Source organism: Methylobacterium sp. PvP105, assembly GCF_017876975.1.
GTDB classification, from domain to species: Bacteria; Pseudomonadota; Alphaproteobacteria; order Rhizobiales; family Beijerinckiaceae; genus Methylobacterium; species Methylobacterium radiotolerans.
This window is the reverse complement of the sequence record NZ_JAGIPA010000005.1, coordinates 97682-114148: the sequence shown is the minus strand read 5'-3', so window position 1 is coordinate 114148 and position 16467 is coordinate 97682. Positions and strand designations below refer to the sequence as shown.

Here is a 16467-nt window from a genome sequence, read left to right as displayed (position 1 = left end):
CACCGGCCTCCGGGCCGGGGCGCATCCTCGGAGGCGGCCCGTGAACGAACTGATTCAGCACCTCGTCAACGCGCTCATCCTCGGCGGCACCTACGCGCTGCTGGGGATCGGCCTGACGCTGATCTTCGGGATCATGAACGTGGTGAACTTCACCCACGGCGCGCTCTACACGGTCGGCGCCTACGTCATGTATCTCGCGGTCGCCGCCCTGGGGCTGAACTTCTTCCTGGCGCTGCCGGTGGCGATCCTCGGCGGCCTGCTGCTCGGGGCCGCGATCGAGCTGCTGCTGCTGCGCCCGTTCCGGGGCTCGGACATCGACACCACCATGCTGGTGATGATCGGCGCCGGCATCGTCCTGCAATCCGGCACGCTCTGGACCTTCGGCGGCGTCGCCAAGGCGATCCCGTCGCCCTTCCCCGAGGCGCCGCTCCAGGTCGGCCCGGTCTCGGTGTCGTGGCTGCGGCTGTTCGTGCTCGGCGCGGCGCTGACCCTGATCGCCCTGACCTACGCGCTGATCAACCGGACCAAGCTCGGTCTCGCCATGCGCGCGGCCTTCCAGGATTCCGACACGGCGGCGCTGATGGGCGTCGACGTCCGCCGGATCTACACCGCGACCTTCGCCCTCGGCTCGTCGCTGGCGGCGGCGGCGGGCGCGCTCCTCGGTCCCGTCTACGTGGTGTTCCCGCAGATGGGCGGCCTCGCCGAGCTCAAGGCCTTCGCCATCGTCATCCTGGGCGGGCTCGGCAACGTCACCGGCGCGGCGATCGGCGGCTTCATCCTGGCGCTCGCCGAGGAGCTGGGCGCCGGGTACGTCTCCTCCGGCTACCGGGACGCGATGGGGTTCCTGATCATCATCGCGGTTCTGCTCTACAGGCCCACCGGGCTGTTCGCGAAGGCGGAGCGCATCGGATGAACCGGCTCCTCCCCCTCGCCCTGCTCGCCGGCCTCGTGGCCCTGCCCCTGGGACTCGGCGCCAACCCCTACCTCCTCAACGCGCTGATCGTGACCGGCATCCTGACGATCGGCGCCATGAGCCTGAACCTGCTCCTGGGCTTCACCGGGCAGCTCAGCCTCGGCCACATCGCGTTCTTCGGGATCGGCGCCTATGTCAGCGCGCTGACGAGCCTCGGCTTCGACGTGGATCTCGGCTTCGGGATCCGCGCGGTCCACGAGCCCTGGCCGGCGGTCGTCGGCCTCCTGCTGGCGACGGCGGCGGCGGGCGCTTGCGGCTACCTGATCGGCCGGCTCTCCTTCCGGGTCCGGGGCGCCTACTTCGTGATCGTGACGATCTCGTTCGCCGAGGTCGTGCGGCTCGTGGCGCTCAACTGGGTGGAGCTGACCCAGGGGCCGCTGGCGCTGACCAACATCCCGGCCATCACCCTCGGCCTGCCGGGCCTCGGGATGTGGACCCTCAAGACCAAGCTCCAGAACTACTACCTCGTTCTGGCCGTGGGGACGCTCTGCTACGCCGTGATCGCCCGCCTGGTCGGCGGGCGCTTCGGCCGGGCGATGCGGGGCCTCAAGGAGAACGAGCCGCTGGCGCTGTCGGTCGGCATCAACGCCACCCGCACGCTGACGGTGGCGGCCGTCATCTCGGCCGCGATGGCCGGCGCGGCGGGCAGCCTCTACGCCCATTACCTGCGGATCATCGATCCCGACGTGTTCCTGTTCGCCACCACGGTCAGCATGGTCATCATGGTGGTGGCGGGCGGCAAGGGTACCCTGATGGGCCCGGTCGTCGGCGGCCTGATCTTCGGCCTGCTGCCGGTGGCGCTCCGCCCGGTCATGGCGCCGGAGGCGCAGTGGATCGTCTACGGCCTCGTGCTGATCGTGATCCTGTTCGTGATGCCGCGGGGCATCGTCCCGGGCCTGGCGGCGCTGCTCGGCCGCCGGCCGGCCCCGGCCGCCCCCGTCCTCGAGGCCAATCCGGCGGTGCAGCGATGAGCGCGATCCTCTCCGTCGAGCATGTCGGCGTCCGCTTCGGCGGCCTCGTCGCCATCGTGGACCTGCATTTCGACGTCCGGGCCGGCGAGATCGTCAGCCTGATCGGCCCGAACGGGGCCGGCAAGACGACGGCCTTCAACGTGATGACCGGCTTCCTCAAGCCCAGCCAGGGCGATGTCCGCTTCCGCGGCACGTCCCTGAAGGGCCTGCCGCCGCACGCGATCACGCGGCTCGGCCTCGCCCGCACCTTCCAGCGCACCAGCGTCTTCCCGGACGACACGGTGTTCGAGAACGTGATGATTGGCCTGCACCAGATGGGCGCCGCGGCGGGCCGCGCGCCGGTGCTCGACGCGCTCCTCGGCCGCGCGGGGGCCGGCGAGCGGCAGCTGCGCGCCCGCGCCGCGGCGCTCCTCGACTGGGTCGGGCTTGCCGGCCGGGCGCAGGAGAAGGCCGGCGCCCTGGCCTACGGGGAGCAGCGCCTCGTCGGCGTGGCGCTGGCGCTCGCCACTGAGCCCGCCATGCTGCTCCTCGACGAGCCGGTCTCGGGGATGAACGCCTCCGAGACGCGGGTCTTCGTGCGGCTGATCCGGCAGATCCGGGAGCGCGGCGTCACCATCCTGCTCGTCGAGCACGACATGCCGATGGTGATGGAGGTCTCCGACCGCATCGTCGTCCTCAATTACGGCCGCCTGATCGCCGAGGGGCCGCCGGACCGGATCCGCAGCGACCCGGCGGTGATCGAGGCCTATCTCGGCCAGGGCAGCGCCGCCCGGCAGGCCGCCGCCGCTGCCGCGCAGGAGGCGGTCCATGCTTGAGATCCGCGACCTCGTCTGCGGCTACGGGCACGTCACGGCGCTGAAGGGACTCACGATCGACGTGCGCGAGGGCCAGCTCGTCGCCCTCGTCGGCGCGAACGGGGCCGGCAAGTCCACGACGCTGCGGGCGATCTCCGGCCTCGTCCCGCCGCGATCCGGCGCGATCCGGTTCGCCGGCCGGGACATCGCCGGGGCGGAGCCCCGCCGGATCCTGGCCGCGGGCATCGCCCATTGTCCGGAGGGGCGGCGCGTCTTCCCGCAGATGACGGTCGCCGAGAACCTCGCCATGGGCGCCTATCTGCGCCGCGACCGGGCGGCGGTCGCGGCGGACCTGACGCGCATCTACGGGGAGTTCCCGCGCCTCGCGGAACGCCGCGACCAGGCGGCCGGCACGCTCTCGGGCGGCGAGCAGCAGATGCTGGCGATCGGCCGCGCGCTGATGGGGCGCCCGAAGCTCGTACTGTTCGACGAGCCGTCCCTGGGCCTCGCGCCGAACATCGTCGAGCGGATGTTCGCGGTGATCGGGGCGATCCGCGATGCCGGCACGACCGTGCTGCTCGTCGAGCAGAACGCCTTCGCGGCCCTCGAACTCTGCGACTACGCCTACCTGCTCGAGACCGGCCGCATCGTCCTCGAGGGGCGCGGGCAGGACCTCATCGCCGATCCCCACGTCCGGGACGCCTATCTCGGTGGCTGAGGCGGTACCGCCGGGGTGGATCCGCCTCGGCCCGACCGACCTTCTCGGCGATCGGGACCTGCTCCCCGTCACCGCGGGCGGACGCCAGCTGCTCCTCGTGCGGGCCGGCGCGCGGATCGTGGCCGCCGAGCGCGCCTGCCCGCACGAGGGGGCCGACCTGGCCCTCGGCCGCTGCGTCGCGGGCCGGCTGCTCTGCCCCCGCCACCAGGCCTCGTTCGACCTCCGGGACGGCGCCGTCTCGCCGGGCTGGTCCTTCCGTGCCCTGCGCCTGTTCGCGATCGAGGCGGCCCCGGACGGGCTCTGGCTCAGGACCGGATCGGACCTTCTCGCGCCCAACACGGCGCGGTCGGGCTGCACCCGCCGGGCGGGCACGGGAGAGCGGTCGGAAGCGGGACCGGACGGTAGAGCGACCGCGAGCGGCCGACAGATCGGGATCTAGGGCCGCGCGGTCGGGATCGCGGCGCTCACCGCGCGTCTCGCGCGGACGATCGTGCTGCACCCGCTCCTGCTCGGGCGGGGGCGCATCGCGAGGACGGTCGCGGGGGCGTCCTCCCGCTGGGGACGTGGGCCGATCGCCCGTCCGAAGGTGTCGGCCCAGGCCAGCCTCGTCACGTTGTCCGGGCTCGGAGTCGTCGGGGCTTCCTGGCGGGCCGCTCGGCGGCGCTTGCGGGCCGCGGCGCCGATCCACCGCTTGATCAGGGGACCCCTCGCGGCGAATGTCGGATCCGACGCGGTCCAGCCGACGCTTCGTCTATGACGGCGATGAGCCATGGAATCCCCTCAAACCGACTTCGGCGGGCCGCTCGCGCGCGGTCCGTCGGACAGCATCGCACCGCCGCGTGGGTCGCACAGGATCGCGGGCGCGCGCCCAGCATCCGATCCCGTCCGCGTGGCCTTCTGCTGCATCCCCGGGCGCGTGCGATTGAATGTCCCGAACATCAGCTTAGCCGATCGGGATAGCTTCGTGGACCAGTCCACATGGACTGGTCTATGACCCGTGACGGCGCCTGCGCGGTTGCTCTAAACAGGATCCGGCATGGCGCAGGAAGCAATCCTCATCATCGATGACCACGCGCTGTTCCGATCCGGCATCGTCTCGATGCTGTCGACGGCGTTCGACGAGATTCCGGTTCTCGACAGTGCATCGCTGCACGAGGCGCTCGCCATCGTCGCCGTCGTCCCGACGATCGTCCTCCTCGACATCCAGTTGCCGGGCATCAGCGGCCTCGAGGGGATGGGCCTGCTCCAGCAACGCTGGCCGGCCGCCCGGATCGTCGTGGTGTCCGGCCTGGATCTGCCCGACACCGTCAGCACGGCCCTGGCGCATGGCGCCTGCGCGTTCCTGTCCAAGGCCGACCGTCCCGACCGGATGATGACGGTCCTGCGCGAGATGCTCGCGCGGTCGTCCGCGGCCCCGCGCGCGGGCGCCGCCCTCTGCCCGACGCTCACGCCGCGCCAGGCCGAGGTGCTGACCCTGGTCGGGCGCGGCTTGTCCAACAAGATGATCGGACGCAGTCTCGGCCTGTCGGAACACACGGTCCGGGGCCACGTGCAGGGGCTGCTGTCGGTCCTGGGGGTGACGCGGCGCGCGGAGGCGGTCTTCAAGGCTCAGCAACTCGGCCTGATCCGATGAGCCCGTCGCAGGAGGACCGGATCGCGGCGGAGCAGCTGCGCCTCGTTCTCGACGGCGTCACGCAGTCGGTCGCCGTCGGTTTCCTCGTCTCGACGCTCATGCTCGCCGTGCTGTGGGAGCTGGTGCCCCACGCCGTCCTGCTCGGCTGGTACGGCGCGTTCCTCGTCGAGCGGTTCGGGGCGGCCGCCTACGCGCGCCGCGTGCGCGAGGCGGTCGGCGAGCCCGATTGCGCCCGCCGGGTGGAGCGCGTCGTCTTCGCGAGCAAGATCGTCGAGGGCGCGATCCTCGGGTCCCTGATCTGGATCGCGCTCCCGCTGCAGATCCCGGCGGTGAGCATCCTGACCATGTCGCTGCTGGGCGCGACCTGCAGCAACGGCGTCTCGCTCCTGGCGCCGCGGCGGCACCTCTATCTAGCCCTCGTCGTCCCCGTCGCCGTCCTGGCCGCCGGAACCCTCTGGTCGCTCGGCGGCGCGCCCTACAGGGCCCTGGCGGTCTGCTCGATCCTCTTCGTGGTCGGGCAGTACGGTCAGGTCGTGCTCGCCAGCCGCCGCGTGCGGGAATCCATCGAGCTCCGCTTCGAGAACGCGGCCCTCGTCGAGCAGCTGCGCGCGGAGAGCGCCGCGGCGCACCGGGCCCGCCGCGACGCCGAGCACGCCAACACCGCCAAGTCGCAATTCCTGGCGGCGGCCAGCCACGATCTGCGCCAGCCGGTCCACGCCCAGGGCCTGTTCCTCCAGGCGCTGAGCCAGACGGATCTCGCCGCGCCGCAGCGGCGGATCCTCCAGAACGCCCAGACCGCGAACGTCGCGTCGACGGACATGCTCAACACGCTGCTGGACTTCTCGCGCCTGGAAGCCGGGGTCATCACGCCGCGGCGCCGCGCCTTCGAACTCCAGCCGCTCCTCGACAAGATCGAGAACGATCTGGCGCATCTGGCCGACGCCAAGCGCCTGATCTATCGAACCCCCCAGACCGATCTGGCGATCGTCTCGGACGCGGCCCTGCTGGAGCTGGTCCTGCGCAATCTCGTCCTCAACGCCATCCGGTACACCGAGCGCGGCGGCGTCCTCATCGGCTGCCGCCGCCGGGGCGCGGGCGTGTCGATCGAAGTCTACGACACCGGGATCGGCATCCCCGTCGACCAGCGCGAGGACATCTTCCGGGAGTTCTACCAGCTCGGCAATCCCGAGCGCGATCGGCACAAGGGCCTGGGGCTCGGGCTCGCGATCGCGCGCGGGATCGCCGCCTCGCTCGATCATCCGCTCTCCCTCTCGTCGGAGGTCGGGAGCGGCAGCGTCTTCCGCATCCTCGTGCCCAGGAGTCTCGACGCCGTGCCCGACAACGTGCTCGACACCGTGCACGGCGCCGACCTCGACGCCGCGGGCGAGGCGGATATCTCGGAGAGCGGCGGACTGGCCGGCGCCCGCATCCTGATCGTCGACGACGACGCCATCGTCCGCGACGCGATGGTGGCTCTCCTCTCGGGCTGGGGGTGCTTGTGCTGGGCCTTCGAGGACCCGACCGAAGTCACCCGACTGCCCTGGCAGGGGCCGCCGCCGGATGCGCTGATCTGCGACTATCGCCTGAGACGGGACCAGACCGGCGCGGAAGCCATCGCGACGCTGCGGCAGCATTGGGGGCGGCCGGTCCCGGCGATCCTCATCACCGGCGACACCGCGCCCGTCCGCATGCGGGAGGCCTCGGAGAGCGGGATCCCGCTGATCCACAAGCCGGTCCGACCGGACCTTCTCCAGACCGCGCTCGCCGCGCTGATCCCGCCGGGCCGGCCGCCCGTCGGGCCCGTGAGCGCGGAGGCTCGGCGCGGACCGGAGGACACGGGTCTCGTCCGCGCGGCGGGATAGTCGGCGCCTCCCAAGCTCCGCGGGCCGCCGAACGCCCGCCGCGCCATCGTCGCGGCCCACCCGGCGCGGCCGGCGGCGGGTTGGGCCGGATCGGCGTGCACGGGATCGGTGACGCGACGGCGCTGCGCGGCCGCGTCGCCGAACGCAGAGCGTCAGCGGGACGGCTCGGCGGCCGCGTCGGTCCAGCTCGGAAGCGGGAAGGTCCGATCGTAGGCCAGATTGAACACGAAGGCGTAGGCCACGTAGAAGGCCGCGATCGCGAGATCCATGAAGAAGGCCTCGACCAGGCCGATGCCGAGGTACCACGCGATCGGCGGCAGCAGGATCATGAGCAGACCCGCCTCGAACAGCACGGCGTGGAAGACCCGCAGGACGAGGCTCTTGCGCGTGTGCCCGGCGAGCCGCTGCATCGCCCGGTCGAAGCCGAGATTGTAGACGTAGTTCCAGCTCGTCGCGACGAGGGCGCTGCCGACGCCGATCACGCCCATGTCGGCGGCGTGCAGGCCGAAGGCCGCGGTCCCGAGCGGGACGATGAGCAGGAGGCCGATCACCTCGAACAGGATGGCGTGGCGGATACGGTCGCGGGTGCTGCGCATGGTCTCGCTCTGCGGAGGCGGTTTGGTCGGCCGCTCTCTATCTGCGATAACGCCATCCTCAAGTTAGGACGTATCTGAGAATCCGATAGATGGCGGTGTCGCTGGACCAGCTCCAGGCTTTCGTGGCCGCGGCGGAGGCCGGCTCCTTCTCGGGCGCGGCGCGGGCGCTGCGGAAGGCCCAGTCGGCCGTCAGCGCGCAGGTGGCCAACCTCGAAACGGATCTGGGGTTGGCGCTGTTCAGCCGCGCGGGCCGGAACCCGGTGCTGACCCCCGCGGGGGAGCGGCTGCTGCTGGAGGCGCGCGTGGTGCTCGACCGGCGGGAGCACCTGATCGGCGTCGCGAGCAGCCTGGAGCAGGGCGTCGAGAACCGGCTGGTGGTCGCCATCGACGAGCTCTACCCGGAGCACGCCCTCGGCGCCCTCTTCGCCAGCTTCGCCCAGCGCTTCCCCTTCGTGGAACTCGAACTGCTCTTCCCGCTCATGGAGGATGTCAGCCGCATGGTTCAGTCGGGGGCCGCCGACCTGGGTGTGATGTGGCGCCAGGAGGAGCTCCCCACGGAACTCGGGTTCCAGACCATCGGCTGGGTGCCGCTCAAGCTCGTCTGCGGCCGCGATCACCCGCTCGCGAAGGCGCGGGTGGAGTGGGAGGAGCTGAAGCGCCACCGCCAGATCCTCGTGGCCGCCCGCGGCGACGGGGCGGAGAAGCGCCGTCTGCGGGTCGCCGCCGAGGTGTGGTGGGTGGAGAGCCACTGGGTCATCCTGGAGATGGTGAAGCACGGGATCGGCTGGGCCTTCGTCACCGACCACGTCATCGCCGCGTCCCTCACGGCGCCGTACCTCGTGACGCCGGACCTTCAGTTCGACCAGGGCGACTGGCCGATCGCCCTCGAACTGGTCTGGCACAAGCAGCGGCCCTGCGGCCCCGCCGCGACCTGGCTCCGGGAGCGTTTCGCGGCGGAGCGCGTCGGCGGCCTCCCGGTCGAGGGCTGGCCACGCTGAGAAGGGGCGCCGCGCGGAGCCGCGATCGACGGGCCCGCCGGTGAGCGCGACCCGGCGCGACTCCGGGCGCGGTCGTCACGACAGGCGGTCTGGACGCGGAAAGACCTCTGTGTTCCTATCCATTCGAATTTCCTATGGTCCGGCCCATGGAGCTCCGGCATCTTCGCTACTTCGCCGCGGTGGCGGAGCATCTCAGCTTCACCGCCGCCGCCCAGAGCCTGGGTGTGTCGCAACCGCCGTTGAGCCAGCAGATCCGCGATCTCGAAGTGGAGATCGGCGTCAACCTGTTCGAGCGCTCGAGCCGGCGCGTCGTCCTGACCGCGGCGGGCGAGGACTTTCTCGGGAACGCGCGGGCGGTTCTCGCGCAGGTCTCCGACGCCGTCGACCGGGCGCGCACGATCGGCACCGGAGCGGCCGGCATCCTCAACATCGGCATGACGAGCTCCGTCCTCGCAGGGCCGGCCGGATGCCTGATCCGGGCCTTCGAGCAGCGCTTCCGGGCGGTGGACGTGCGCATCCACGAGATGGCGCCGACCGACCAGATCGCGGCCCTCAAGGCGAACCGGACGGATCTCAGCTTCCTGCGCAGCCCCCCCGAGGACCCGGATCTCGTCGCCCACATGGCGTGGCCGGAGCGGCTCTGCGTGGCCGTGCCGCGCGAGCACGCCCTCGCCGCCGGTCGGAGCGTCGCGATCGACGTCTTCCGCAGCGAGCCGCTGATCTCGCTCGGCCTCGAGAGCTCGCGCTTCGCCGCGGACATCTACCATGCCTGCATCCAGAGAGGCTTCACGCCGAGCATCTCGCAGCAGGTCAACGAGGCCTCGTCGCTGATCAACTTGGTCGCGGCCGGCTTCGGTCTCGCCATCATCCCGGAATTCGTCGGTCGTGCGAGACATCCGGACGTCGTCGTCTTGCCGATCAAGCCGTCATTCCTGTCGGCGGACGTCTATGCGCTGCATCATACTCGACGAAATCCGGTCATCGACAATTTCCTCGCGCTGATTCGCGAGGAGGCGCCGGGCTTGATCGCGCGGTTCCAGAAGCGGTGACGCCGTCCGGAGGCCGGATCAGTTGTCCCGCCATCTAAACGTGCAGCCTATCAATCAAGCCGAACAAGATATTGGACCAACGGACGTCGGTGCGTCTATCTCGCGTTGGAACGAGGGATCACGCCATGTTCGACCTCGACCAGGACTATCCCCGCGACATGGTCGGATACGGTCGGCATCGACCGGACCCGGCCTGGCCCGGGGGCAAGCGCGTCGCCGTCCAGTGCGTCATCAACTACGAGGAGGGCGGGGAGAACTGCATCCTCCACGGTGACGCGGCGTCCGAGGCCTTCCTCTCCGAGATCGTCGGGGCCCTGCCCTGGCCGGGGAAGCGCCACGCCAACATGGAGTCGATCTACGAGTACGGTGCCCGCGCCGGCTTCTGGCGCCTCTGGCGGGCGTTCACGCGCCGCAACCTCCCGGTCACGGTCTTCGGCGTCGCCTCGGCGATGCAGCGCAACCCCGAGGCCGTCGCCGCCATGGTCGAGTCCGGCTGGGAGATTGCCAGCCACGGCCTTCGCTGGATCGACTATCGTGACCACAGCCCGGAGGCCGAGCGCGCCGATATCGACGCGGCCGTCGCGCTGCAGACGTCGCTGACGGGCAGCCGGCCCCTCGGCCTCTACCAGGGGCGGACCTCCGCGAACACGCTGGCGATCGGCGCCGCCGAGGGCGGTTTCCTGTACCTCGCCGATTCCTACGCCGACGACCTGCCCTACTGGCTGCGGATCGGGGGGCGTCAGCAGCTCGTCGTTCCCTACACCCTCGACGCCAACGATATGCGGTTCGCGACCGCCCAGGGCTTCAACAACGGCGACCAGTTCTTCGGCTACCTCAAGGACACGTTCGACGTCCTGTACCGCGAGGGCGAGGCGGGCCGGGGCGGCATCATGTCGGTGGGGCTCCACTGCCGCCTGGTCGGGCGTCCGGGGCGGATGGCCGCGCTGGAGCGGTTCCTCGACTACGTGGGCGATCACCCGGACGCCTGGGTGACCACCCGGCTGGACATCGCCCGCCACTGGATCGCGGCCCACCCGCCGCGCGGCGGCTACCGGCCGACCCGCATGGGCCGCGCCCTGTTCGGCGAGGTCTTCGGCCCGGTCTGCGCCGGCCTGTCCGGCGCGTCGCCCGCGGCCGGCGCGGCGATGGCGGAGCGGGTCCGCGCGGGCGGACTCCCCGCGGAGGCGGACGACCTGTCCGGTCTGGCCCGGCTCCTCGCGGAGGCCGCGGGTGTCCCGGCCGACGCGCGCGGCCTCCGGAGCCGACTCGAGGCGCTCACCGGAGAATAGAGCCGACGCCTCGACCGGGTCGTGAATGCCCCAACGCGGTCGTTATCTGTATTCGGTTCGGGTTTACGAGGATCAGGAGACGGAGAGACGTAGGTCTTGCTTGACGGGCCGCAAAGGGCCGTCAGGGTCACGGGAAAAGCCCGGCAACAGGGCTGCGCCAGTCAGGGAGAAACGCCATGTACGCACAGGTCGAGGCCGCCGGCATCAGCACCGCCGTGTCGGATGAACGGGACGCCGTCGTCATCAAGCCGAGCTACGATCCGGATCTCGTGAACAAGGATCTGGCGCCGCTGCGCAAGCAGACCTGGGGCACCTACAACATCTTCGCCTTCTGGATGTCTGACGTTCACAGCGTCGGCGGATACGTGACCGCCGGCTCCCTGTTCTCGCTGGGACTCGTGAGCTGGCAGGTGCTGATCGCCCTGCTGGTCGGCATCGTCATCGTCCAGGTCTTCTGCAACCTCGTCGCCAAACCCAGCCAGCGGACCGGCACGCCCTATCCGGTGATCTGCCGCGCCTCCTTCGGCGTGAAGGGCGCCAACATCCCGGCGATCATCCGCGGGCTGATCGCGGTGGCGTGGTACGGCATTCAGACCTACCTCGCCTCGGCGGCGCTGACCGTGGTGGCGCTGCGCTTCTTCCCTGAACTCGCCGTCTACGCCGACCTCAAGCAGCACGGCTTCGCCGGCCTGTCGAGCCTGGGCTGGGCCGCCTTCATGACCCTCTGGGTCCTGCAGGCTCTGGTCTTCTGGCGCGGCATGGAGGCGATCCGCGTGTTCATCGACTGGGCGGGACCGGCGGTCTACGTGGTGATGATCGCGCTCGCCGCGTACCTCGTCGCCAAGGCCGGGCTCGGCGAGATCGGGCTGACCCTGGGCACCGTGAAGTACACCGGCTGGGACGCCCTGCCGGTGATGATCAACGCCGTCGCCCTCGTGGTCTCCTACTTCTCCGGGCCGATGCTGAACTTCGGCGACTTCTCGCGCTACGGCGAGAGCTTCGACGCGGTGAAGAGGGGCAACTTCTGGGGCCTCCCGGTGAACTTCCTCGGATTCTCGCTCCTGACGGTCGTCACCGCCTCGGCGACGGTGCCGGTCTTCGGTCACCTGATCACCGACCCGGTGGAGACGGTGAGCCGCATCGACAGCACCTTCGCGGTCGTGCTCGGCGCCTTCACCTTCATGACGGCGACCATCGGGATCAACATCGTCGCGAACTTCGTCTCGCCCGCGTTCGACTTCTCGAACGTGTCGCCGCGGCGGATCTCGTGGCGGATGGGCGGGATGATCGCGGCCGTCGGCTCGATCTTCATCACGCCCTGGAACCTCTACAACAATCCCGCCGTGATCCACTACACGCTCGACGTCCTCGGCGCTTTCATCGGCCCGCTGTTCGGGATCCTGATCGCCGATTTCTACGTCGTGAAGAAGGAGAAGGTCGTCCTCGACGACCTCTACACGATGAGCCCCGCCGGGACGTACTGGTACACGGACGGGTACAACCGCGCCGCCGTGGCCGCCCTGATCCCCTCGGCCCTGATCCCCGCGCTCTGCGTGATCCTGCCGGGCCTGGAGAGCGTGGCGAACTTCACGTGGTTCATCGGCTGCGCCCTGGGCTTCGCGATCTACACGGCCCTCATGCGCCGCCGCCCCGCCGGCGCGGTCCGTCCGGCCTGAACCGGACCGATCGGGCCCGGCCCCGGTCCGTATCGGAGACACGAACCCGCCCGACGGCGCGGACCGACCCGCGCCGCGCGGCCCTGCCCGATCTCACCACCTCAGGCCGGCTTCGTGCCGGCCGTCGCCCGGCCGTCCGGCCGGCTCCCGCCAAGCGAGGGCGCCATGCGGATCCTTCTGCTCAATCCGAACACCAGCACCTCTGTGACCGAACTCCTGGCCGCGCAGGTCGGGACGATGTCGGGTGCGGCGGCGACCTTCATCCCGGCCACGGCGCGTTTCGGCGCCGCCTACATCGCCAGCCGGGCGGCCCTGGCCATCGCCGGCCACGCGGCCCTCGACGCCTTCGCGGAGCACGGCCAAGGCTGCGACGCGGTCTTCCTCGCCTGCTTCGGCGATCCCGGCCTGCTCGCCCTGCGCGAGGTCTCGCCGGTCCCGGTGGTGGGGATGCTCGAAGCGTCGTGTCGCGAGGCCCAGCGGACCGCCGCGCGCTACGCCATCGTGACCGGCGGGGCCCTGTGGAAGCCGATGCTCCACGAGATCGTCGCCGGCCTCGGCGTCGGTGACGGCCTCGTGGGCATCCGGACGATCGCGCGCACCGGCGGCGAGATCGCGAAGGACCCGGAAGCCGCGCTGTCCGATCTCGCGGCCGCCTGCCAAGCCTGCGCCACCGAGGATCGCGCCGAGGCGGTGATCCTCGGCGGCGCCGCCCTGGTCGGCCTCGCCGCCCGCGTGCAGCCGCACGTGCCGGTCCCGGTCCTCTGCTCGGTCGCGTCGGGGGTGACGGCGGTCCTGGCCGCCGCGGCCGCGCCCTACCGGCGACCGCCCGTCATCGCCACCGACACCGTCGGTCTCGGCACCGCCCTCGGGACGCTGCTCGCGCCGCGCCAAGCCGTCGGCCAAGCCGCCGGTTGAGGCGGGACGGAGGCCGCCGGCGCGAGACTGGCAGCCGTCCTGCATCGCTCGGGATCCTTCGCCGTTCCAGACGGAACAAGCCACGTGGGGACAGCCATGACGATCCAGGCGCAACCCGCGACCGACGGGCCGGTCATCGCCGCGACCGCGCGTCTGGACGACACCTACCGGCGGATCACGTGGCGGCTGCTGCCGTTCCTGATGGTCCTCTGGATCCTGTCCTGGATCGACCGGGTGAATATCGGCTTCGCCAAGCTGCAGATGCTGGCCGAGCTCCGGTTCAGCGAGACCGTCTACGGCATCGGCGCCGGGATCTTCTTCATCGGCTACTTCCTCTGCGAGGTGCCGAGCAACCTGCTGCTGGAGCATATCGGCGCCCGCAAGACGATCGCGCGGATCACGCTGCTGTGGGGGATCTGCTGCGTGGCGATGATGTTCGTGACCACGCCGGCATTCTTCTACATCCTGCGCTTCCTGCTCGGAGTCTTCGAGGCCGGATTCTATCCCGGCGTCATCCTGTACCTGACCTACTGGTATCCCAGCGAGCGCCGGGCCAAGGTGTTCGGGCTGTTCATGTCGGCCTCCGCGCTGGCCGGCGTCATCGGGGGGCCGCTCGCGGGCGCGATCATGTCGGGGATGCACGGCGTCAACGGCTGGTCCGGCTGGCAGTGGGTGTTCCTGCTCGAGGGCATCCCCTCGATCCTGGCCGGCATCGTCACGCTGTTCTACCTGACCGACCGACCCGCCAAGGCCGGCTGGCTGACGCCGGAGCAGAAGGCGCTGGTCGAGGCCGACCTCGCGCGCGACGCCGCGGCCCTGGGCCACCGCGAGCACCGGATCCTCGCCTCGCTGAAGGACGCGCGCGTCTGGCAATGCATCGCGATCTTCTTCTGCATCGTCACGGCGAACTCGGCCCTGACCTTCTTCGGGCCGAGCGTGGTGCGCGATGCCGGCTTCACCGACCCGCTCGCGGTCGGCTGGATCATGTCGGCGGCCTATCTCTGCGGCGGCGCCGGGATGATCCTCAACGGCCGCCACTCGGATCGGACCGGCGAGGCGCGGCTGCATTGCGGGGTCCCGGCCCTCGTCGGGGCGTTGGCCATCGCGCTCACGGGGGTCTTCATCGCGAACGCCCCGATCCTCGCGCTGCTCATGCTCGGGGTGGCGGTCGTCGGCACGATGAGCGCGATCCCGGTCTTCTGGCAGATCCCCGGCCGCTTCCTCGCGGGGTCGGCGGCGGCGGCCGGCATCGCGCTCATCAATTCGGTGGCCAACCTCGCGGGCTTCGGAGCGCCGGCGGTGATGGGTTACCTGCGCGAGCAGACCGGCTCGGTCGCGACCGGACTGTGGCTGGTCGCGGCCGTCGAGGCCGCGGCGCTCGTCCTGATCCTGGCCTTCGTCCCGCCGGCGACGCCGGAGATGGGGCGGCGCGCCCGGGCTCGCGCGGCGCACGAGCCGGCATGAACCGATGCAAGAGAGGGAGGCCGTCTTGAGACACGTACTTGACCGACAGGCTCTGACGCGGCGCGGCCTCGTGGCGACGGGGCTCGGCGCCGCGGCCGCGATCTCCGCGGGTCCGGCGCTGGTCCAGGGCACGCCCGCACCGGCGGCTCCGGCCAGCCCTCCGGCCAACTCTTCCGCCAAGCCCGGCACGTTGAGCGCCGCACCCGTCTCGCAGGCCGGCCTCTCGCCGCGGCTGACCCTGCACGCCATCGACAATTTCCACGGCACGCCCGGTGCCGGCATGGTCTGCGACCTCGCGCTGCACGACGGCGACGGTTACCGGCTGATCAAGACGGTCACCACCGCGCCGAACGGTCGGACCGCCGAGCCGCTCCTGGTCGACGCGGCCTTCAAGCCGGGCCGCTACGAGCTGGTGATGCACGTCGAGGCGTATTTCGCGGGTCTCGGCGTGAAGCTCCCGACCCCGAACTTCCTCGGCCTCGTGCCGATCCGCTTCCGGATCCGCGACGCGAGCCAGCGCTACCACCTGCCGGTGCTGTTCACGCCCTGGGGCTACTCCTACTACCGCGGCAGCTGACCCGTCCGAACCCCGACGCGACAAGGAGACCCGGCATGGCGGGCATCACCACACACGTCCTCGACACCGATCGCGGCCGCCCCGTCGCGGGCGTCCGCATCGACTTCTCGGTCCTGGAGAACGGCCAGTGGCGCCTCGTGAAGAGCGTCGTCACCAACGCCGACGGCCGCACCGACGCGCCGATCCTCCCGGCCGACAAGGCCGAGACCGGCCAGTATCAGCTGGAATTCTTCGTCGACGCGTATTTCCAGACCCGCGCCGGCACGGCGGAGGCCGACATCTTCATCGACAACCCGGTCGTGCGGTTCGCCGTCTTCGACGCCAAGCAGCATTACCACGTGCCGATGCTGTGCGCCCCGTCGAGCTTCACCACCTACCGCGGAAGCTGAGCGGCATGATCGACCTCGACCGCCTCAACGCCCTCGATCGCGACGCCTTCGTCGAGCATCTCGGCGGCGTCTTCGAGCACGCGCCCTGGGTCGCTCGGGCCGCCCACGACGCGGCGCCCTTCGCCAGCCTCGCCGCACTCCACGGGGCGATGATGGCGGCCGTGCGCGCGGCGCCGCCGGAGGTGCGCCTGGCCTTCCTCAACGGCCATCCCGAACTCGCCGGCCCGGAGGCCCGGGCGCGGGCGATGACCGCCGAGTCCGCGCAGGAGCAGGGCAGCGCCGGCCTCGACCGGCTGACGGAGGCGGACGCGGCGGCCTTCGACCGGCTGAACGCCGCCTACCGGCACCGGTTCGGCTTCCCGTTCATCGTCGCCGTGCGCGGCCGCGACCTGCGCGAGATCCGCGTGCTGTTCGAGGAACGCCTCGCGCGCCCGGTCGCGGTCGAGGAAGCGACGGCTCTGGAGGAGATCGGCGCGATCACCCGGATGCGGCTCGACCGGCTGGTGCGGCCGGCCTAGGGCGACGCCCCGCGGCGATTTCGGTCTTGGCCGGCCGGTCGGCAG

At 71.0% G+C, this 16467-nt stretch carries 17 protein-coding genes; 16 read left to right on the top strand and 1 reads right to left on the bottom strand.

All coding sequences use genetic code 11. From position 1 onward, the window contains the following. The first annotated feature begins 40 nt into the window (after window positions 1-40). From J3A75_RS34145 to J3A75_RS34115, 7 genes are all read left to right on the top strand, one after another. Window positions 41-913, top strand: coding sequence for a branched-chain amino acid ABC transporter permease (locus tag J3A75_RS34145; protein WP_012329570.1), 873 nt, complete (start codon window positions 41-43; stop codon window positions 911-913). Further along, complete coding sequence (locus tag J3A75_RS34140) at window positions 910-1944, top strand: branched-chain amino acid ABC transporter permease (RefSeq protein WP_209651238.1); 1035 nt, start codon at window positions 910-912, stop codon at window positions 1942-1944. The genes J3A75_RS34145 and J3A75_RS34140 overlap by 4 nt, the downstream gene beginning before the upstream one ends. Further along, a complete protein-coding gene (locus J3A75_RS34135; RefSeq protein WP_209651237.1) occupies window positions 1941-2759 on the top strand; it encodes an ABC transporter ATP-binding protein in 819 nt (272 codons plus the stop codon). The genes J3A75_RS34140 and J3A75_RS34135 overlap by 4 nt, the downstream gene beginning before the upstream one ends. Next, window positions 2752-3456 (top strand): ABC transporter ATP-binding protein, encoded by a 705-nt coding sequence (locus J3A75_RS34130; protein ID WP_012329573.1) that lies wholly within the window; start codon window positions 2752-2754, stop codon window positions 3454-3456. The genes J3A75_RS34135 and J3A75_RS34130 overlap by 8 nt, the downstream gene beginning before the upstream one ends. After that, window positions 3449-3895, top strand: a complete 447-nt coding sequence (locus J3A75_RS34125) for a Rieske (2Fe-2S) protein (protein WP_024827367.1) — start codon at window positions 3449-3451, stop codon at window positions 3893-3895. The genes J3A75_RS34130 and J3A75_RS34125 overlap by 8 nt, the downstream gene beginning before the upstream one ends. A 597-nt stretch (window positions 3896-4492) precedes the next feature. Further along, window positions 4493-5089 carry a response regulator gene (locus J3A75_RS34120; RefSeq protein ID WP_012329575.1) on the top strand — a complete coding sequence of 199 codons (597 nt, stop codon included), beginning with the start codon at window positions 4493-4495 and terminating at the stop codon, window positions 5087-5089. Next, window positions 5086-6951 carry a hybrid sensor histidine kinase/response regulator gene (locus J3A75_RS34115; RefSeq protein ID WP_116656610.1) on the top strand — a complete coding sequence of 622 codons (1866 nt, stop codon included), beginning with the start codon at window positions 5086-5088 and terminating at the stop codon, window positions 6949-6951. Before J3A75_RS34120 ends, J3A75_RS34115 begins: the two co-directional genes overlap by 4 nt. Before the next feature lie 152 nt (window positions 6952-7103). Here J3A75_RS34115 and J3A75_RS34110 read toward each other — a convergent pair whose 3' ends face one another. Next, window positions 7104-7547 (bottom strand): PACE efflux transporter, encoded by a 444-nt coding sequence (locus J3A75_RS34110; protein WP_012329577.1) that lies wholly within the window; start codon window positions 7545-7547, stop codon window positions 7104-7106. 89 nt (window positions 7548-7636) lie between these two features. Here J3A75_RS34110 and J3A75_RS34105 point away from each other — a divergent pair, with 89 nt between their 5' ends. From J3A75_RS34105 to uraD, 9 genes are all read left to right on the top strand, one after another. Then, entirely contained in the window at window positions 7637-8545 is a 909-nt protein-coding gene (locus J3A75_RS34105; RefSeq protein WP_012329578.1) for a LysR family transcriptional regulator, read from the top strand. Between the two features lie 146 nt (window positions 8546-8691). After that, entirely contained in the window at window positions 8692-9594 is a 903-nt protein-coding gene (locus tag J3A75_RS34100; protein WP_029358118.1) for a LysR family transcriptional regulator, read from the top strand. A gap of 125 nt (window positions 9595-9719) precedes the next feature. Then, window positions 9720-10883: an allantoinase PuuE gene (gene puuE, locus J3A75_RS34095; protein ID WP_024827364.1), complete on the top strand. Its 1164-nt coding sequence runs from the start codon at window positions 9720-9722 to the stop codon at window positions 10881-10883. A gap of 176 nt (window positions 10884-11059) precedes the next feature. Next, window positions 11060-12559 (top strand): NCS1 family nucleobase:cation symporter-1, encoded by a 1500-nt coding sequence (locus J3A75_RS34090; protein WP_012329581.1) that lies wholly within the window; start codon window positions 11060-11062, stop codon window positions 12557-12559. 165 nt (window positions 12560-12724) lie between these two features. Next, window positions 12725-13474, top strand: coding sequence for an aspartate/glutamate racemase family protein (locus tag J3A75_RS34085; protein ID WP_116656634.1), 750 nt, complete (start codon window positions 12725-12727; stop codon window positions 13472-13474). 96 nt (window positions 13475-13570) lie between these two features. Beyond that, window positions 13571-14938 (top strand): MFS transporter, encoded by a 1368-nt coding sequence (locus J3A75_RS34080; protein WP_012329583.1) that lies wholly within the window; start codon window positions 13571-13573, stop codon window positions 14936-14938. Between the two features lie 25 nt (window positions 14939-14963). Beyond that, on the top strand, window positions 14964-15515 hold the full coding sequence (gene uraH / locus J3A75_RS34075; protein ID WP_245365033.1) for a hydroxyisourate hydrolase: 552 nt from the start codon (window positions 14964-14966) through the stop codon (window positions 15513-15515). 35 nt (window positions 15516-15550) lie between these two features. Next, complete coding sequence (gene uraH / locus J3A75_RS34070) at window positions 15551-15904, top strand: hydroxyisourate hydrolase (protein ID WP_012329585.1); 354 nt, start codon at window positions 15551-15553, stop codon at window positions 15902-15904. Between the two features lie 5 nt (window positions 15905-15909). Beyond that, the gene (uraD, locus tag J3A75_RS34065; protein ID WP_209651235.1) at window positions 15910-16422 is read left to right on the top strand and encodes a 2-oxo-4-hydroxy-4-carboxy-5-ureidoimidazoline decarboxylase; all 513 of its coding nucleotides are present in this window, start codon (window positions 15910-15912) and stop codon (window positions 16420-16422) included. Window positions 16423-16467: the final 45 nt, after the last annotated feature.